Genomic DNA, 19522 nt, shown 5'->3' with positions numbered 1-19522 from the left:
CCACGCGGGGAATCGACTCCCGGGTCAATTGTGTCCCCAAATGACACGGCCCTGACGGGGCGGTCATGCCATGGTGGCCGCCGCCCGCTTGCGCCGTAGCTTGCCGAGCATCGCCAGCGCGTCCCGCTCCAGCCCTTCGGGACGACCCGTCACGAACCAGATGGCGAAGCGGGTCACCAGATAGACGAGGCCGCCGACCAGCACGCGCAAGACCAGCTCCTGCGCCAGATCGAAGCCCGCGATCACGCGCAGCCCCCGATCCGCGACCGCCCAGACGCCCAGTGCCATGGCAACGCATCCGATAAAGGTGGGGAGGTGGGTCGCAAACTGGCGCAGGATCGGCACCCCGGCCAGACGGCGCGCAAGCTGCATCGCGATGCCGACCTGATAGAGTCCGGTTACGACCCGCGCGGCGACAAGACCCGGCACCCCGAAGAATATGGCTCCCAACGCCATCAGCGGCAGGCGGACGAGCAGGACCTGAACGTCGCGCAGGAAGAGCATCCGTACCTGTCCCATCGCCATGCCCAGCGGCGTCACCAGCCCGGCGACGCCTTGCAGGCCGAAGATCACGGCAAAGGCCTGGATGATGGGGACGGCGGGCAGCCATTTGGTGTTGAGGAACAGCGCCACCATCGGCTCCGCGACCAACGCAAAGCCGACGCCCACCGGCACGCCGAGCGCGACCAGCAGGTGGTCCGCCTTGATATAGGCGGTCTTCAGCCGCGGCTTGTCGTGCTTGATCGAGGCGAAGGCGGGGAACAGCGTCTGCGTCAGCGGCAGCGTCGTCTCACGCGTCGCCAGATTGGCGAGGTTGAAGCCGACATTATAATAGCCGAGCACCGTGGGCGTCGCGATCTTGCCCACCATCAACTGGTCGGCACGCCAGTTCAGCGCGTTCACCAGCTGCGACGCGCTGGTCCAGACCGAGAAGGACAACAGGGTCCGCCAGCTCGCCAGCGAAAAACGGGGCAGGCGGGGCAGGATGCAATAGGAAACGATGACGTTGGAGGCGTACATCGCCACGATCCCCGCCACGATCGCCCAATAGCTCTGAAAATACCAGGCGACCCCGACCGCGACGATGACGTTGCTCATCTTCGATGCGGTGGACAGGACGAACTCCTGCCAGAAGACCAGCCGCCGCTGGAATACCGCGAGCCAGGGATTGGCAAGACCGGACAGCAGCGCGCCGCCTCCCAGCACGATCAGGATCGGTATCAGCCGCTGATCGCCATAGAGATGCGCGACGAACGGCGACGAGGCGGACAACACCACCGCGATCGTCACGCCGCGCAGCATCGACAGCGTCCAGGCGGAATGGAAATCGGTATCGGTCGGCTCGTCCAGCCGGATCAGCGCCTGGGACAATGACATTTCGGTGATCGAGGTGACGATCTGCATCAACGTCGCCGCGATCGCGACCAGGCCGAAATCCGCCGGGACCAGCAGTCGCGCGAGCAGCACCGTGCTGACCATGCCCGAAAGATTGACGACCACCCGAGCGGCCGACAGCCACATGCTCCCCTTGGCGATCCGCTTTCCGACACCCCCGGCTGTGTTGCTCATGCTATCCTATTCCCGCTGCGGCTGGAATGGCGCCGCTGGCTGACCCGAAGACCCTGATGTGACGCGCTGCCGATACCCGCTCTGTCGGGGCTTTCCTACAGCTATAAAAGGAACATAAGAGGAACGTTGTCCCGGACCATCGTGTCCGGGCCTTTATAGGGGGGAAGAACAGCCATGGCCGATCCGTTCAACATCGACAGCCTCAGCGCGCCATCGCGCGCACCCTTCGCCATCATTCCCAACGACAATTTGGCCCTGGCCATCGTGCCCAAGCGTCTCTTTGTCGGGACCGGAGGGCATGTCACGCTTCGCGGCGTCGATGGCGTGGCGGACGTCGTCTATCGCAATGTCGCCAGCGGCGTATATCTGAACGTCCGCCCCGGCTTCGTCCGCGCGACCGGCACCACGGCGGCCGACCTGATCGGGGAGGCATGAGCGATATGGCAGGGGCCTATACGGGCAATCGCCCGGCCTTTGGCAATCCGCGCATGCCGGCCGACCAGGACCGCTATATGTTCTGGGCGACCGGCGCGCGGATGCCGTCCGGGGCGTTGCTGACCGCGCAGTCGGACACGCGCTTCGTCATGACGAAGCTGATCTTCGGTTCGCCGCAATATGCGATCGACCATCTGCGACTTCATTATTCGGGCTTTGCCTGCACCGAAGGAGGCAATAGCCCGCAGGAGACGGTCCTGCCGGGCAACGCCACCGTGATCCATGGCGTATGGATCGCGGTAAATGGCGGTCCGGCCCTGTCGTGCGGTTTCGGCGGGGCGGCGGGGACCAGCATCGCCAGCGGCGCGCTGGGGGCCTGGACCGACGACCTCTCGCTCGCGGTTCCGCCGCTTGCGCAGGTGACGGTCTACACGCTCTATATGACCGCCGCCGGGGAAAAGCAGATCCCGGTGCATCAGATCATGCGACAGCGGGGCGAGCGCGTCTGGGGCGCGGACAATGCGGCGGCGCTGACCGCACTGATCGGGACCGACACGGCCAGCACCGCCTCGCTGGATGGGCCATCCTTTCCGGCCTATTACGGCCCAGATTTGATGGTCGCCAAGGGATGGGACGGGCGGCCGGTGCCATTGGTCGTCTGCGATTCGATTGGCGAGCGGCAGTCCGACCACCCGCTGGCGGCCGATGCGCGGCGCAATATGGGCTGGCTGCGCCGTTGGCTCGATCGCGATGGGGCCTATGGCCGTATTCCGCATATGGTGATCGGCATGCCCGGTGCGGCATCGAAGCGCGAACTGATCTCGACCAATTCCGCCAAGCGCTGGGACATTGTCGATCAGGTGGTGACGATGAACGGCGGGCGGCGGCCCTTCACCTGTATCCTCAACCAAATGGGGCGTAACGACTATGACAGCAGCAGCTATGCGACGACCCGCAGCAACTGGAAGGCGTTGAACGACCGTATCCTCGCGCGTCATCCGGGCATACCGATCGTCGCGGTGGGGCAGGTCATCCATCCCAATTCTACCGACGGGTTCCGCACGCTCGCCAATCAGGGTTACCAGGCCGGTGGCGAATGGCCGAGCGGCGTCCGCTATCAACTGGAGGCGGACAAGGAAGCTGGAATGGACGGCTCGCTGGCCGGCTATATAGAGGTCATGCGCGCCAGCGGCCTGGCCGATACACAAGGGAAATGGCCCGAGCCCTTCTTCGTCACGACCCTGGCTCAGCAGGCGGGGACCGATGGCGCGGCCACCTATGACACGATCATATTGGCCGACGCGCCGGAATTGGGCGATACGCTTCAATGGGCGGCGGGCGGAACGTCGGACTTCGCAACGGTGATCGGGATCAGTGGCCAGCCGGGCAACTGGACCTGCAAGCTTCACTATAACGGATCGCGTACGGTCGTGGCGGCGGGAGGAGAGGTGTTCGCACCCAATGCCAATGACGGCGCGGGCTCGCCGCGTACCGGCACCCACCCCAGGCCCCGGATGATCAGAGCGATCGCCGAACGGGTGCCGCAATCCGGCAAGGCCCAGTTGCGATAAGGGAATGACGGCTTTTGACGGCCCGGCACCGAAAATCTCGATGCCGGGCCCATTTTTTTCGAATCGGCCCGAATCAAGGCGTTGCGGTAAAGCGAGGTATTTGAGCGCCAAGGCGAGGAACAGCTCGGCCACATCTTTTTTGCAATTAAAAATTGCGCCGTTTGTTCGGCTAGGTGGCGAAAAATGACGCTGTTTTCATCGTCCATGACTTTATTTTCATCGACGGGGGCAGGCGGTGTCATTTCAGGGATAAACGACCCCTTTGATGGCATAAATCGCCGCGTCAGACAGCTGTTGTTCAGGATCATAGCGGCTATCCGTTACGGCATCGTTACGCATATCATGCGGTCGAAGTCCGCAGAAAACCGCCGTCCTTACGGTGTCGACACGAGTTCTGTCGCCGTTTGCGCCGAGGCGGGGTGTCGACGTTTCCCAAGCACCAGATGAGACAGGCAAAAAGGGCCGTTAAACCCAGCAATTGGCACCTTGTTCCGTCCGAATTAATTGTGCGCCGCGAAGCATTTGGGCTGCGATCGTCATCCGCCTCATCATGGGACACCCGCCAAAAAGTGGGAAACATTTTCGCTGTTTTTGGTTAACGGATCGCTTACCATCTGGTCATCAACACCGGCCTCGTGGCCAGCACTGCAATCCAAATGCTTTGATAAGCAGAACAAGGGGAGTCCCGAACAATGGCGAGCAAGCCCAACCTTCCTGACCAGACGATTTCGTTCAACGAAAACACCCGTACGATGTCGGGCAACATCCTCAGCAACGCGACCGATGCCGATGGTGACACGATCACTGTCGCACGCGTCAACGACGGCTATGTCGCCGGCCAGATCGGCGGCGGCAAGGGTGGCAACGTGTTCCAGGGCAAGTATGGCACGCTGACCATCGCCCAGGACGGCAGCTACACCTATGAGCTGAACGCTGGCCTGAACATCAAGAACGGCCAGACCATGGTCGAAGACTTCAAGATCAAGATCCGCGACGGCAGCGGCATGTACGATCAGGCCTTCCTGACCTTCGACATCGCCGGTGCCGCCAACCGCAAGCCGGTCGCGGTTGATGACTTCGTCTCGACCAACTCGGGCGTCGTTGGCGGCAACGTCCTTGCCAACGACAGCGATCCCGATGGTGATACGCTGCATGTCGGCGGCGTGATCGATCTCGCCACCAACACCAACTATCACATCACCGGCATGAGCGACGTGCAGATCAAGGGCGTGTACGGCACCCTGACGATCAGCAGCAATGGCGCCTTTAGCTATGCGGTTGACTATACCGACCCCGACACCGTCGCGCTGAACGGCGCGCAGGGCGTCGAGAAGTTCGCCTACAAGCCGCATGACGGCCAGAACGGTGAAGGCAACAACACCGACTATGCCCTGCTGAACATCGCGTTCAACTCGGCTGCTCCGGCCCTCTGAGTCCCGATCGGCCGCCCCATGGCGGCCGATATGGATATGCCGAACGCCGGTGACCGAAAGGTCGCCGGCGTTTGTGCGTCCGGCGCACGGCACGCGTCCGCCGCGTCACTGGCGATCCGCTCGCGCGCCGGTGACAGATCTTAATACGGATTGCCTTTCACGAAATTTACCGCGTTTCGGCAATGTTTTACCGTGTACGAAACGTTAACCCTAGGATGTAACCCGTCGTTTCCACCGTCGCTGGCACACGCTCCTCATCGGGAAGACCTCTGCTCTCTTCCCCGGAGAAGCCGGAAAATGACGACCTATTATGTCGATGCCGCCAACGGTTCGGACAAGAACAGCGGCACGAGTGCGGGCACGGCGTTTCAGTCCGTCGCCAAGATTTCCAGTATGAAGCTCAAGGCCGGCGACACCATATTGCTGGCGCGCGGCAGCAGCTTTGCCGACATGCTGACCATCAATGGCTCGGGCACGACCGACCAACCGATCACCATCGGCGCCTATGGCCAGGGAACGGATCCGACCTTCGTCGGCAAGCAGGGCATTTACGGGACCAAGGCGACGAACATCGTCATCAAGGACCTGACCTTCTCGACCAGCTCGAACGCCATCTATGCCGCGCAGGCGGAGAATTGGGTGATCGATCACGTCTCGCTGATCAACGCCGGCGCCGGGACGGGCACCGGCAGCATCTCGATGAAGACGAGCAAGAACGTCACGATCTCGAACAGCAAGTTTGATCACGTGTCGAATGACGGCATCTACGTCGTCGACATGACTGACGTGAAGATCGTCAACAATGTCATGACGAACCTGAAGGGCGGCACCGCCGATGGCATCCAGGTCACCGGGTCGTCGAACGTGCGCATGACCGGCAACGTCATCGACCAGAGCACGTCGCCCGATTCGACCAAGGGCGGGATCATCGTCAAGTCCTCGTCCAACGTCGTCGCCTCGGGCAACGAGGTGAAGGGCGGCAGCTTCGGCATTGCGATCAACGGCTGGGACGTCGAGATCACGAACAACAAGCTGAGCGGCCAGAACAAATATGGCTGGTCGTCGGCGATCATGGCGAGCGCGGGTATCAACCTGGGCAATTACAAGATTTCGGGCAACGAGATCGTCGGATCGAACTTTGGTGTCGCGCTGACCGGTCTGTCGCGCGACGGCGACGTGACACGCCAGAATATCGACATCAGCAAGAACACCTTCGTCAGCGTCGCGACCGCCGCGCTGAAGATTGACAAGCAGGCGACCGGCGCCTTCCACGACAATGTGGTGATCGACAGCACCGTGTCGCAGATTAAGGGCAGCGGCCTGACCGGGGCGTTCAACGTGGCCAATAACGTCCTGACGACGGCGGCACAGGCCCCCGCCGGGTTGCAAGCCGAAGCCGCGGCCGCGGTCAAGGCGCAGGTCGATGCCGCCGCCAAGGCTCAGGCAGAGGCGGTTGCCAAGGCACAGGCTGATGCTGCTGCCGCCAAGCTGCTTCAGGAAAGCTATAGCGAGAATTTGAACAAGGCGTTGAAGGTCGGGATCAATGCCGACCGTTATGCCGTGGACGTGTCGGGCACCAAGGTTGCCGGCAACATCATGGACAATGACGTCAACGCGGCGGGTAGCAAGCTGTCGCTCAGCTCGTTCAACGGCACCCGCATCGGTACCAATGGCCTCGACCTGAAGGGCAGCTTCGGTACGCTGCACGTCGACCAGAATGGCCATTTCACCTATAGCCTGGACAGCAATGCGCTCGCCAAGCTGAAGAATGTCAGCGCACCGACCGAAAGCTTCCAGTATAAGGCCAATGACAATGGCAAGGTCGTCTCGTCGAACCTGACCATCGATCTGTCGGCCTATATCCGGACGCAGGACCCGACCAGCGCCGCCGCCAAGGCCGCGCTCAAGGCCGGGCAGCCGATCGAGAAGGCGAAGGCGGTGGACGATTTCTACAAGATCGCCGCCAACAGCCAGACGGTCGTCGGCAATGTCTCGACCAACGACCTGACCTCGGACGGCAGCACCCTGTCGCTGCGTACCGTGGGCGGACAACAGCTGAACAAGGGCGCGGTCGATCTGAAGGGCGCCTATGGCACGCTGCACATCGATGGCACCGGTGCCTTCACCTATACGCTGGATGCCGACGCCAATGCGCGGATGGTGGCCGACCACAAGACGAGCGACAGCTTCGTCTACAAGGCGGCGCTGGGGGGAAGCTATGATCAGGGCGCGTTGGTCATCGACCTGACCCCGCATCTGAATACCGGGGACATGCTGGTCCTGTAACGCGCGTCGCGCCGGCGAGGGCAAGCCTCGCCGGTCATTCGCAATTGAAGGGGTGGGCGAGCCGGCAATGCCGGCTCGCCCATTGCCGTTTGGCGACGCCTTGCAGCCCCTGCCACGCTCCGGTGCGGCAAGTGGTGTATCGTTTCGGCCATAGCACAGGGCAGGATTGCTCCAGCACATGGACGAAAATCGCCGTCTCTGAGAGGAACAGATAGACAGGTCGGGCGCTTAGACGGGACGATAGGGAATGGAGGCCGTGGCGCCGAAAGCGATCGATACGGCCTATCGCCGCGACTTGGATGGTTTGCGTGCGATTGCCATTCTCTTGGTCGTTTTGTTTCACTATGAAGCGCCGTCATCCTCGGCGGGATATATCGGTGTCGATATATTCTTCGTCATCAGCGGTTTTTTGGTCACCGATATTCTTTTTCGATCGGTACAGGCCGGGCGGTTTCGCTACCGCGACTTCTACACTCGCCGCGCGTGCAGGCTCTTGCCGGCCTTATTATGCGTCGTCATCTTCACGACACTTATCGCATATGTGATTTCGACCCCATATGAACTGAAGATTTACGCGATCACGGCAATTGGGACGTTGACCGGTGTTTCCAACGTGGTTTTCGTGGCGTTCACCGATTATTTTTCGCCCAAGGCCGTTCGGCAATTGCTGTTGATGGGCTGGTCGCTCTCGGTCGAATTGCAATTCTATCTCGTCCTGCCGCCCCTCATTCTGATCGGTGTTCGACGGGGCGGCCATTGGCTGCGCGCGGCTATGCTGGCTGCGGTCGTCCTGTCTTTCGGGCTGGCCGCGCTGATCCAGCTCTATCGGCCGGCAGCGGCCTATTATCTCATGCCGTTCCGCTTTTGGGAGATCGGGGTGGGTGGACTGATCGCACTGCGATCGGCTCATCCGTCACCGAGCTTTGCGCACCTGCCGATGCGGCAACACAGGATGGTGGCGGCCACAGTGCTTCTGGCGCTTGCGCTGTTCCTGCCGGAGGGGCAGCCCGTGTTGCTGCGGCAGGTCCTGGCCGTCGCGGCGGCGGCGATGATCGTCATGCCGGGCGTATCCGGTACAGCCCCTGGGATATTGGGGTCGTCCCCCTTGGTCGGTTTGGGCCGTATCTCCTATTCCTGGTATCTGTGGCATTGGCCGCCCGTCGCGGCGCTGCATATACTGGGGATCGATGCCAGCCCGGTCGTTCGGGCTGCCCTGATGATCGGAACGCTGCTCGTCGCCGTGGCGAGCTATTATGCGATCGAACTGTCGTTCCAGCACGGGCGAACCGGCGGCGGTATCAGCCTGCGGCGCTATGTTCCGCTTTGGGGCGGGGGCGTCGCCGCACTCGTTCTGCTGGTCATCAGCGGCGGGGTGACGCGCTGGGCTTCGCTCCCGGTCCGACAATTGGACGCGGACGTTCGCGGTGCTTTGGATAACAACTGTCTCGTTGCCTATGGCGCATCGTCTCCGCGTTCGACCAAGGCATGCCTGCCGTCGGGCAGGGGGTCAGCCGTCGCCCTGGTCGGTGACAGCCATGCCAATGCCATGGCGGCGGGGATCGCCGGACTGGCCGCGGATCATTCATTGGCGCTGTATCAGATGACCAAATCGGCCTGTCAGCCGATCCTGGGTTACGATCATTTCCTGGTCAATCATCCGACCCATGCGGCGGAATGTGCCGCCTTCCTGACAAAGGCCTTGTCGATCATTCGGACGCAGCCCCGTATCCGGGTCGTCATTCTGGCCGGTTACTGGTCCTCGATGCTGGAAACCCCTGCCGTCGGCGCAATGGGGGGCGGGAATTCGTACGGTGTCAGCGTGGCGGAAAGGCGAATGACCCTCGCGTCCGGGCTCGATCGGATGATCACCGCCCTCCGCCGGATGGGGCGGACGGTTATCGTCATGCAGGATGTCCCGCGTTTTTCGGTCAATCCCTACAGCGCGGCCTTGAACGATCTGATGCCGGTCCGAACGGCACTGGCCGACAGGTTCGCCACTTGGCCAAACAGGACCCGGCAGGACCGGCTTCCATGGAGCGCCGTGGTGTCTGATCCGGCGCGCCCGGCGGTTGCCGACGTGGCGGCGGGACGATCAGGCGTCTTGCTGCTCGATCCCGTGCCGTCCTTGTGCGATCGGCTCGGCTGTAAATTCCGCGCTGGTCAGCGTCATGTCTTCTACGCCGACACGCATCACCTCTCAAAGGCCGGGGCGATCTACACCGCTCGCCGGTTTGCGGAGGTCCAGGCGGCCTTCGACATTCCCTCGCCGCGGGGTGCGAGCGAACTGGCCCTCCGCACGCGTCGGGTTCCGTCCGAAATCGCAATGCAATAAAGCGAAAGCACCAGGATCGGCCAGGTCGATAGAGGCGCCAGCATCTGCCCTGCTTCGCTGGTCGAGACCAGCAGCGCCATCACGATCGCCGCGATCCCTTTCTGGATGGGCCGATAATCCGGTGAGGACGGATCGATCAGCAGGATGCCGCGGAAGATCGCCGCCAGCATGATCGCCAGCCAGACGAACAACGCCGGAAAGCCCGAATTCAGCGCGATCTCCAGATAGGTGTTATGCGTCGAGCGCGGGCCCCATGCGATGGTGCTGGTGAATTGCTGAAAATAGCTGGTCTGGCGGAAGATGGCGAAGCCATGGCCCAGCCAGGGCTTGTCCAGTGCCACCGGCCAAAGCACCTCCCAGATCTCGGCGCGCCCCGACAGGGTAACGTCCTTGCCGAAACTGCCCGCCACCTCGCCCAGAAGCGCGACCCCGGCGCCGCTGGCAAGCAGGATGACGAAGGAGAGCGCGAAGGCGAAAGCGAGCGCGCGCAGCGTGCGCTGTTCGATACGGCTCAGGAACCCCGTCACGACCACCATCCCGGTGCCGACGATCAGGAGGACGATCGCCGTCGAGGACAGCGAGAGCTTGGCCCCCACGGCCGCGACCGCACAAAGCACGAGGCGAAGCAGTCGGTCCCAGCGCCGAATGTCGAAATCGGGCGGCAGCAGCATGACGAAGGTCAGAGCACAATAGGCGCCAAAGGCGTTCTTGTGGCTGAACATCCCTCGCATCGCGCCGTTCAACGATCCGCTCATGAACGCGAAGTGGGGAAACAGAATCGAATAGGCGAAGTTCACGACCAGCAGAACCGCCATGACCCGCCATACGAGATCGAAGGATGCCTTCGCGCCGAAGCAGGATGCGAGATAGAGCATCGGGATGACGATGAGCATCATGGCGATGAAGCCGCGCAACGAACTCATCCGGTCATCGGACGCTACGATCGATCCGATAAGAAATATGCCCAGCAAGGCCACGAGCGGCCCCATCCGTATCATGGCACGCCCCGCCATCCGCGGAAGCAAGACCGTCGCGAGGCCCGTCAGCGGCACCAGCGAATAGAGCACCAGCTGCATCAGAAACGGATCGTTGGATGCGTTTTCCGTCTGCGACGTGGGGTATCCATACCACATTTGCGTGCTGCGATAGATGGCGATGATCGCGGCGGGCAGCACCAGATAGAGGCGCACGAACTTTGCGATCTGCGCGGCACGCGCGGACTCGGCACGGCGCCAGGGCTCGGCCGTCGTCACCCCCGGAGCCGCTAGTGCTTGATCCGTCAATCCAACCTCCACAGGCTATCGCGACACCGCCGCGCGGCGAACTTCATCCGACCACGAAGGGCCTCGTGCCGATCCTGGATCAGAACCGGTAGGAAGCGCTGACCGCGACCTGCGCATCCTCCGGCCCCAGATCGAGGTTGAAGCCTCGGTCGGTACGGCGAAGATAGCTTATCAAGGGCTTGATCGTCCAATGCCGGTCGAGCAACCAGTTCGCGCCCAACGTCACGCCCGTCGCGGAAGCGCGGCGGATGTCGTTGATATAGTCCGTCCATTGCTGACGAATGCCCAGCGACAGGACCAGATTGCGGCGAACCTCCTCATTGGCGCTGATCGTCAGATTGGAGAAAAGCGCCGCCCGCACGCCACGCTGCGCCGCGGTGCGCAACTCGCGCGCGCCCGACAGCGAGATGGTCGTGCGGTCCCGGACCAGCCAGTCGACCTGGGTGTCGAAGGTCAGGCTGGAGATCGAATTGGCGCTGGGATCCTGAAAGTCGACGCGGATGATGCCCACACCGACATGGCCACGGATCAACTGGGTCAGCGCCCCGCGCAGACCGGCGGTCAGCGCATAGACATCGGCATTGCTCAGCCGCTTGGCCTCCGCCGTCTCGAAACGGCGTCGTTCGAAGTTGAACTGGCCGTACAGGGCGCGGGTGCCCCATACGTCATGTTCGATCCGCGCCTCGCCGGTATAGCCGGTGAAGGTACGGAAACGCTGATCGGTGAGCTGTCCCGTCAGCGAGCGGTTGTCGGTGAAATCGGTCCGCGACACGCCGCCGCTGGCGGTCAGCCGCGTCGGGCCATATTCGATCCTAGTCCCCAACTGGCCTAGAGTCAGATCATAGAGGCTGGGCAGCGCCAGGCTCGACACTTCCTCGACCGCGCCGCGCTCCAACTGGATCCGCTGGTGCGAGGCCTCGGTGGTGAAGGACACGTGCGAGGTCGCGTCATAGCGTCCGGCCGTGACCAGACGATAGGTGGTCGTGTTTTCCGAGGTGTAGCGGGCATATTCGCGGCGGCGGATATAGCCGCTGATCACCGCGCGATGCCGCCCCCAATCGGACGCGGCGTCGAAGCCGGTCAGGAGATGCGCGAAAATGTCGGTCCGCGGATTCTCTTCGGCATAGACGTTCGCGTCATAGGCCAGACCCGCATCGATATAGGGGTGCACGACCAGCCCACCGACGCGAAGGCCGGGTGCGTCATAGCCGGGCCGCCGTCGCAGCAATACCGTGTCACCAGGCAGCCGCGTGGCGCTCAGCGCGCGATCGGCCACGCGGGCGGTCGGCAGTTCGGTCTGCTGCGTCGAACCCGAGGGAAGGGGGATATAGGCGGGGACGGGGGGTACGTCGCTCGCCGGGGTCGCATCCGCCGCCGTCTCGTTCGCGACACCGCTGGCGCGCGGCGTCGTGTCGACCGGCCGCCCGGTCTGGGGATCGACCAGCGGCGGCGGGACCGGCGTGGCGGGCTGTTGCGTCGCCATCGGGTCGCTCTGCGCCGGCAATGTCAGCCGCCCCGGCACCGTCGAGCGCGGGCGGGGCGTCGGCGTCGTCTGCGCCATGACGGGCATGGCGAGCGACGACATCAGCATCAGCGTGGCGGAGCCTGCCAGGGGAGAACGGATCACCCGATAACCCCTTGTCAGAAATGAACCTCGGGCACGCGGATCGTATCGCCCGGCTGCACCTCGACATCGGCGTCGGCATCGACACTGTAGAAAGTCGGTCCATTGGCCCGGCGCAGCAACAGGCGGTGCTCGTTGGCGCGATAGGTATAGCCCCCCGCCAGCGCGACCGCCGACGTCAGGGTCGTGCCTTCGCGCGCAGGATAGGCGCCGGGACGCTGAACTTCGCCCAGGATCGCGAAGGTGCGGAAGTCGTAGACCTCGACCGAGACGCTGGGATTGCGGACGAACCCGTTGCCCAGCCGCCGGGCCAGTTCCGCCTCGACCTGTGCGCGGGTCATGCCCTTGACGGGGACTTCGCCGATCAGCGGCATGGCGATCGATCCGGCTCCGCCCACGGCGAACTCACCGCTCAATTCGGGCTCGCGATAAACGTTAACGCGCAGTTTGTCGCCGACCCCCAATGTATAGGGCTGGCGGGCCTTGCCGATCTCGGACGCGGGCAGGGGCGGGGCGCTGGTCGAAGCACAGCCGGCCAGGGCGACGCTGGCGGTCAGCAGTGCGATCATCGCCGGGCGCAGTCGGGTAAGCCGCTGAAAGGTCGACATGGAATCCCCTTGATCCGTTTCTGATCCGCAAATGGCATAGAAGACCATCGCTCGACAAGGCGATCCAGGATAAGCCAATTCGTAGCTAATTTTGCGTTAACCAGCCGGATTAAGCCTCGTCTAAGCGCAAACGGCTAAATCGGTTTCAGTGCACTAGACCGTCTGGAAATCGTCATGCGAAACAACCTGGCCCAAACGAAGAAGCTAGACGCTGCGACCGCAACCAAGGCGGGCGAGCGCACCGATGTCTGGCAGGGCCCCAATTCGGGTTCGCCGGTCCACAGCCTTCAGGAAAGGCTTTGGAACGAGTTCGATAGTGAGCGTGAGCAGGCGGTCTTCGACAGCTTCAGCGCGAAGCAGGCGGTGGCGCCATCGCGTACGAACTGGCTGAAGACCCCGGTGCTGGTCCTGTCCGGCGCGGTCGGCGGCTGGGCCTTGTTCTATGCCGGGTCGATTGCCGGACTTTACTGAATTTTTCCGCCGGGCGTGGGGGCACGCCCAAATTTCTGCTATGTCCCGGATCGAGACAAGAGGCTGGAATCGCTTCCACCTTGCGTCGCGATCCGGCTTCGTCACCCTCGGCTCCCCTCCCGAGCCTCACGCAGCATCCTTCAAAGGTTAACGGGCATGAAACTCGCTCAAGTCGTCGACACTTTCGGCCAGGACGATCGCTCCGAGGAGCGGACGCTGCTGGAGCGTCGCGGCGTACTTCGGATCGATGGCGATGTCCGCCCCTATGACGTGGTTGTCCTCGACCTGACGCGTGAGGGATGCCGGATCGACACCAAGCTGCCCATCGCCGAAGGATCCCGGATCGAAATCGGGCTGGCGAATATCGGTCGCGTTCGGGCGACCGCGGTGTGGCAGGGCGTTGAGGGGCTGGGGTGTGTCTTCGATCGGGCGCTGCCCTCGGGCGCCATCACGGCGGCGCAGGGGCCGACCAATGTCCTGTCCCTTTCCGGCGAGGATATGGCGAACGATCGGGCTATGGGGCCCTATAAGTTGCGGGTGCGGACCCGGCTGATGGTTCTTGGGGGGGCGTGCGTGCTGTCCTGGGGCGTGATCGCCGCCGCGGTATTGATCACCGTCTGAGCGTTTGGCAAATTCGCCGCTGCCCAGATCAGGCGGCGGTGCGTTCCTCGTCGATGATCGCGCGGGCGATGACGGCGCATTGGCCACATTTGGGCTGCCGCCCCAGCGCCTGATACATCTGACAGGGAGTCATCGAACCTGCCCGTGCGGCATCGCGAACCTGCGATTCCCGGATGGCATTGCAAACGCAAACGACCAAGGTGCTCTCCATCAACAGCATCCTTTGTCTAGCGCTAATGAGAGTGGATCGCAAGGCTGTTGCGATGCGTTTGCAAATATTAGGTCGCAGGTCAGAGACGCGCCCGGACCGCCAGACGCCATAACCGCTCCAGCGGCCCCTGTCCGAAACGGTCGAGCCAGGGTTTGGACCAGAGCAGCATCGCACCCCACATCGGAGGGATCAGAAGATACAGGCTGGCCCGTGTCCAATGCGCGAACTGCCCCAATCCATGGCCGTAGAAGACCAAGGTCATCACGACGCTGGTCGCGAGATAATTGGTGAAGGCCATCCGTCCGGCGGCGGCGACTCGCCCCGTCCACCAGCCACCCGGCCTCAACAGCAGCAGGATGAGGGCGGCATAGCCGATCGTTCCGATCAGCCGGAACGGCACATTGAGGAACAATTCGACCAGCGTCACGGCACGCACGTCATAGTCGCTCGCCACGACTGCCACCGCCATCCCGCCATAGGCCGCGCAGGACAGGGGCAGGGCGATGATCGCCCAGCGCTTGTAGCTTCGTCGCGGCCATTGCCCGGTCAGGAAACCCGATTTGAGTGCCGCCATGCCCAACAGCATCGCGCTGAGCGTGTCCGGCCCGATCTGAATAAGGTCGAACAGGGGGTTGCCGTTGTGCGCCAGCCGATAGGCGGTCGAGACCGCCCAGGGGCCGCGCATCGCCGCGATTTCAGGGGCAAGCTGTGCAGGATCAGGCGTGCCGAACGCGAGTTGATAAAGGTCCCACAGCGCCACCGAGCGCGGCGTGTCCCGCGCCGCGGCGGCGAAAAGGCCGAAACATTCCAGCCATCCCATCGCCATCGACAAGCCGGCCATGGCGATCGCGGTCCAGCACAATGTCCGTGCGCTCAACCCGTTAAAGCCCAGAGCGACCACCCCGACCAGCGCGTAATGCGCCAGAATATCGCCGGACCAGATGAAGGTCAGATGGGCCAGCCCGAACAGGAACAGTACGGCCATGCGGCGCAGATGGACCGAAGCGCCGTTCAGCCCGGCGGCGTCGGCGCGCTGAAGGATCAACAGGGTCGAGGCCCCGAACAAGAGCGAGAAGAGGCCGCGCATCCGCCCGTTGACGAAGACCTCGGTGAGGAACCATACGGCCAGATCGATCGATCTGCTCCCACCCCAGGCCATGGGATTGGAATAGGCCGGATCGGGCAGGGCGAAGCCAGGCAGGTTCGCCAGCAGGATCGCCATCACCGCCACGCCCCTCAGCACGTCGAGCGTTACCCATCGCCCGCCCACCATCTGGGCGGCAGGCAAAGGGGCGGGGGCGGGATCGTCGGCCAATGACATGCTCCATACAGATCGGGCGGGCTTACCCGCCAAGGCGCAGGATGCAACCGCCTGACCGGCGAAGCATTGGTTTGGCATGGGATTGTCACCTCGCCTGACCGGCCGCGCCAGCGCGCGCGCGCATTCCTCGCCGGCTGCCATGGCATTCCTGCGCAAGATCGAGCCGTTTTTCGCCGGGTCCGACGTGACCGGCGGTCCGCTGCTGCTGGCGACGATCCTGGCGTTGGTCCTGACCAACAGCCCCTGGGCTCGCGCGGTGGAGGGGTTTTGGGATACGTCCGTCGCGATCCGCTTCGGTGCGGCGGGGGTGTCGCACACGCTGGCCGAGTGGATCGACCATGCCCTTTTGCCCTTGTTCTTCGTCATCGTCGGCGCGGACGTGAAGCGGGAGATGGTTGCCGGGCCGCTGGCGCATTGGCGTAGCGCGGCCTTTCCGCTGGCCGGCGCGGTCGGCGGGATGCTGGTTCCGGTCGGGCTATATCTGCTGGTCGCTGGTGGGACGCCCGCCGCGCCCGGATGGGGCAGCGTCATCACCACGGACACCGCCTTCGGCCTGGCGCTGATCGCCCTGTTCGCGACCAGCCTGCCGGCGGGCCTGAGGGTGCTGATGCTGGCCTTTGCCGCAGTCGATGATGTTGGCGGACTGCTCGTGATCGCCTTTGCCTATAGCGATGCGATCGACCCGCGTGGTTTGATCACGGCGGGGGTTGCGCTGGCGGGGATCGTCGGGCTCCGCCGGATCGGCTGGGTATCGTCGGTTCCCTATGTGCTGCTGGCGCTGATCGTCTGGGGCGGGGTGCTGGAATCGGGCATCCATGCGACGATCGCCGGGGTCATGATCGGACTGACCGTGCCCGTCGCGCCGCGGCTCCACCAGCGCGATTTCGCCCAGCGGGTCCAGCGCCGGGTCGACGAGTTCCAAAGCGCGCACGGCGCGGCGGAGAGCGCGGACGATGGCGAGGAGGAACGGCAACTGCGCGAGCAGGCGGAGGAGCGTCTGGGCTATCTGCAGGAAATGGCATCGGCGACCCGCGTGGCGAGCAGCCGGTTGATCGAGATACTGACGCCTTGGGTGAATTATGTCGTGCTACCGCTCTTCGCCCTATCCAATGTCCGCATCCATTTCTCCGCCGATCTGCTGTCGATGATCGGTAGCCCGCTCGTCCTGGGCGTCGTGCTGGGGCTGGTAGTGGGCAAGCCGCTGGGCTTTCTGGGCTTCACCTGGGCGGCAAGCGCGCTGGGTCTGGCCGAGCGTCCCAATCGGGTCAGTTGGCCGATGGTGGTGGGCGTGGGGGCGCTGGCGGGGATCGGTTTCACGATCTCGCTCTTCATCGCCGGGCTCGCCTTTGGTGCTGGCGAGATGCGCGAGGCGGCGTCGCTGGGCATATTGATCGCATCGCTGCTGGCCGCGGCGATCGGCTATGGAATATTGCGGCGTTGCGCGGAGCCCCGGCACGCGGCCGAGGCTCCGGCATCGTCTTAGGCCAGGGCGGCGTCGGCGCCCATCAGCGCAGGGAAGAAGCCCTCATGCGCGCGGCGCAATTCGTCGAGCGACACGACGAAGTCGCCATCCTCGCGCTCGAAGATCAGGCGGCTGCCCGCCGTGCGACCGATCCGCTCCACCTCGACGCCTGCCAGATGCGCGTTGGCGAGGAAGTCGATCAGCGCGGTATCCTCGACGGTGGCGATGTAGAGGCCCTGATCCTCGGCGAAGAGCTGGCGGCAAGCCTCACCCTGGGTCGGGAACTGGATCAATGCGCCGATATTGCCCGCCAGTGCCATCTCGGCCACGGCGACCGCGACGCCACCATCCGACACGTCGTGCACGGCGGTCAGATGTCCGGCCGTGATCGATTCGCGGATCAGATCGCCGGTGCGGCGCTCGGCATCCAGATCAATCGACGGAGGCGGACCGGCTTCGCGACCCTCGATGCCATGGACTTCGCGCAGCCAGAGCGACTGGCCGATCTCACCCTTGGGGGCACCGATCAGGACGATGACGTCGCCGCTGCCCTTGAAGGCCACGGTCGCCGACTTCGACCAGTCGGCCAGCAGGCCGACGCCGCCGATCGCCGGGGTCGGCAGGATCGCCGAGCCGCCGCCGGTCGCCTTCGATTCGTTGTAGAGCGAGACGTTGCCCGACACGATCGGATAGTCGAGCGCGCGGCAGGCCTGGCTCATGCCCTCGAGGCAGCCGACGATCTGGCCCATGATCTCGGGGCGCTGCGGATTGGCGAAGTTGAGGCAGTTGGTGATGGCGAGCGGCTTGGCGCCGACCGCGGTGATGTTGCGCCACGTCTCGACCACCGCCTGCATGCCGCCGGTGACGGGATCGGCATAGCAATAGCGCGGGGTGCAATCGGTGCTCATCGCGAGCCCCTTCTGCGTGCCATGGACGCGGACCACGGCGGCGTCGCCGCCGGGGCGCTGCACCGTGTCGCCGCCGACCATATGGTCATACTGCTCCCAGATCCACCGGCGCGAGGCAATGTCGGGCGAGCCCATCAGCTTGAGCAGGTCCGCCGCCGGGTCCTTACAGCCCGGCGAGGTGATCGCGGCAGGCACTTCGGTCGGGACATGCGGACGGTCGTAAAGCGGCGCGTCATCGGCCAGCGGCGCGAGTGGGATGTCGCAGACGATCTCGCCCTTATGGCGCAGGACCATGCGGCCGGTCTCGGTCACATGACCGATGACCGCGAAGTCCAGTTCCCACTTGCGGAAGATCGCCTCGGCGAAATCCTCGCGACCGGGCTTCAGCACCATGAGCATCCGCTCCTGGCTTTCCGACAGCATCATTTCGTACGCCGTCATGCCCTCTTCGCGCTGGGGCACATCGTCCATGATCAATTCGATGCCGACGCCGCCCTTGGACGCCATCTCGACCGACGACGAGGTCAGGCCCGCCGCGCCCATATCCTGGATCGCGACGATCGCGTCTGAGGCCATGAGTTCGAGGCACGCCTCGATCAGCAGCTTTTCGGTGAAGGGGTCGCCGACCTGCACGGTCGGGCGCTTGGCCTCCGCATCCTCGCCGAAATCGGCCGAGGCCATGGTCGCGCCGTGAATGCCGTCGCGACCGGTCTTCGACCCGACATAGACGATCGGATTGCCGACGCCGCTGGCGGCCGAATAGAAGATCTTGTCCTGATCGGCGACGCCGACGGTCATCGCATTGACCAGGATGTTGCCGTCATAGGCGGGGTGGAAGTTCACCTCGCCGCCCACGGTCGGCACGCCGACGCAATTGCCATAGCCGCCGATGCCGTGCACCACGCCCGAGATCAGGTGGCGCATCTTGGGGTGATCGGGCCGCCCGAAGCGCAGCGCGTTCAGGTTCGCGACCGGCCGCGCGCCCATGGTGAACACGTCGCGCAGGATGCCGCCCACGCCCGTCGCCGCGCCCTGATAGGGTTCGATGTACGAGGGGTGGTTGTGGCTCTCCATCTTGAAGATGGCGGCCTGGCCGTCGCCGATGTCGATGACGCCCGCATTCTCGCCGGGCCCGCAGATCACCTGAGGCCCCTCGGTGGGCAGCTTCTTCAGGTGGATGCGGCTCGACTTATAGCTGCAATGCTCGGACCACATCACCGAGAAGATGCCAAGCTCGACGAGGTTGGGCTCGCGGCCGAGCGCGCTCAGGACGCGCTGATATTCTTCTTCGGACAGGCCGTGGTCGGCGACGATCTGGGGCGTGATCTCGGTCATGGCCCGCGCCTTTAACGTGGTGTCGCGGGTTCGTCACTATCGCTCTCGCGCG

General features: G+C 63.9%; 15 protein-coding genes. 8 read left to right on the top strand and 7 right to left on the bottom strand.

Annotated elements, in window-relative coordinates:
* Positions 1-63: 63 nt before the first annotated feature.
* A complete protein-coding gene (locus tag ACWPWT_RS18410; protein ID WP_454280886.1) occupies positions 64-1569 on the bottom strand; it encodes a lipopolysaccharide biosynthesis protein in 1506 nt (501 codons plus the stop codon).
* A gap of 174 nt (positions 1570-1743) precedes the next feature.
* Between ACWPWT_RS18410 and ACWPWT_RS18405 the strand changes: the two genes are divergently transcribed.
* The 5 genes from ACWPWT_RS18405 to ACWPWT_RS18385 all read left to right on the top strand — a co-directional run bounded on the left by ACWPWT_RS18405 (position 1744) and on the right by ACWPWT_RS18385 (position 9626).
* Positions 1744-2004 (top strand): spike base protein, RCAP_Rcc01079 family, encoded by a 261-nt coding sequence (locus ACWPWT_RS18405; RefSeq protein WP_454280885.1) that lies wholly within the window; start codon positions 1744-1746, stop codon positions 2002-2004.
* Positions 2001-3575: a hypothetical protein gene (locus tag ACWPWT_RS18400; protein WP_454280884.1), complete on the top strand. Its 1575-nt coding sequence runs from the start codon at positions 2001-2003 to the stop codon at positions 3573-3575. The genes ACWPWT_RS18405 and ACWPWT_RS18400 overlap by 4 nt, the downstream gene beginning before the upstream one ends.
* Before the next feature lie 692 nt (positions 3576-4267).
* Positions 4268-5008: an Ig-like domain-containing protein gene (locus tag ACWPWT_RS18395; protein ID WP_454280883.1), complete on the top strand. Its 741-nt coding sequence runs from the start codon at positions 4268-4270 to the stop codon at positions 5006-5008.
* Positions 5009-5305: 297 nt separating this feature from the next.
* Entirely contained in the window at positions 5306-7294 is a 1989-nt protein-coding gene (locus ACWPWT_RS18390) for a right-handed parallel beta-helix repeat-containing protein (RefSeq protein WP_454280882.1), read from the top strand.
* A 256-nt stretch (positions 7295-7550) separates the two neighbouring features.
* Positions 7551-9626 (top strand): acyltransferase family protein, encoded by a 2076-nt coding sequence (locus tag ACWPWT_RS18385; RefSeq protein ID WP_454280881.1) that lies wholly within the window; start codon positions 7551-7553, stop codon positions 9624-9626.
* On the opposite strand, the gene ACWPWT_RS18380 is transcribed toward ACWPWT_RS18385, so the two are convergent.
* The 3 genes from ACWPWT_RS18380 to ACWPWT_RS18370 form a co-directional block, all read right to left on the bottom strand.
* On the bottom strand, positions 9509-10879 hold the full coding sequence (locus ACWPWT_RS18380; protein ID WP_454280880.1) for an O-antigen ligase family protein: 1371 nt from the start codon (positions 10877-10879) through the stop codon (positions 9509-9511). The genes ACWPWT_RS18385 and ACWPWT_RS18380 overlap by 118 nt on opposite strands.
* Before the next feature lie 109 nt (positions 10880-10988).
* Positions 10989-12536: an outer membrane beta-barrel protein gene (locus tag ACWPWT_RS18375; RefSeq protein ID WP_454280879.1), complete on the bottom strand. Its 1548-nt coding sequence runs from the start codon at positions 12534-12536 to the stop codon at positions 10989-10991.
* Between the two features lie 14 nt (positions 12537-12550).
* Entirely contained in the window at positions 12551-13141 is a 591-nt protein-coding gene (locus ACWPWT_RS18370; RefSeq protein WP_454280878.1) for a polysaccharide biosynthesis/export family protein, read from the bottom strand.
* A 174-nt stretch (positions 13142-13315) separates the two neighbouring features.
* Here ACWPWT_RS18370 and ACWPWT_RS18365 point away from each other — a divergent pair, with 174 nt between their 5' ends.
* Together ACWPWT_RS18365 and ACWPWT_RS18360 are read left to right on the top strand one after the other, a co-directional pair.
* Positions 13316-13612, top strand: coding sequence for a hypothetical protein (locus ACWPWT_RS18365; protein ID WP_454280877.1), 297 nt, complete (start codon positions 13316-13318; stop codon positions 13610-13612).
* Positions 13613-13768: 156 nt separating this feature from the next.
* The gene (locus ACWPWT_RS18360) at positions 13769-14233 is read left to right on the top strand and encodes a PilZ domain-containing protein (protein WP_454280876.1); all 465 of its coding nucleotides are present in this window, start codon (positions 13769-13771) and stop codon (positions 14231-14233) included.
* A gap of 28 nt (positions 14234-14261) precedes the next feature.
* Here the strand turns inward: ACWPWT_RS18360 and ACWPWT_RS18355 are convergent, their stop codons facing one another.
* On the bottom strand, positions 14262-14432 hold the full coding sequence (locus ACWPWT_RS18355; protein ID WP_261268223.1) for a (2Fe-2S)-binding protein: 171 nt from the start codon (positions 14430-14432) through the stop codon (positions 14262-14264).
* Positions 14433-14523: 91 nt separating this feature from the next.
* The gene (locus ACWPWT_RS18350; protein WP_454280875.1) at positions 14524-15765 is read right to left on the bottom strand and encodes a DUF418 domain-containing protein; all 1242 of its coding nucleotides are present in this window, start codon (positions 15763-15765) and stop codon (positions 14524-14526) included.
* 76 nt (positions 15766-15841) lie between these two features.
* On the opposite strand from ACWPWT_RS18350, the gene nhaA reads away from it, so the two are divergent.
* Complete coding sequence (nhaA, locus tag ACWPWT_RS18345) at positions 15842-17248, top strand: Na+/H+ antiporter NhaA (protein WP_454280874.1); 1407 nt, start codon at positions 15842-15844, stop codon at positions 17246-17248.
* Here the strand turns inward: nhaA and purL are convergent.
* Complete coding sequence (gene purL, locus ACWPWT_RS18340; RefSeq protein ID WP_454280873.1) at positions 17245-19470, bottom strand: phosphoribosylformylglycinamidine synthase subunit PurL; 2226 nt, start codon at positions 19468-19470, stop codon at positions 17245-17247. The genes nhaA and purL overlap by 4 nt on opposite strands.
* Positions 19471-19522 lie beyond the last annotated feature (52 nt).

It is taken from the genome of Sphingomonas sp. Marseille-Q8236 (genome assembly GCF_965112005.1).
The sequence above is the reverse complement of the archived record's forward strand: the minus strand, read 5'-3'. Positions and strand labels throughout refer to the sequence as shown.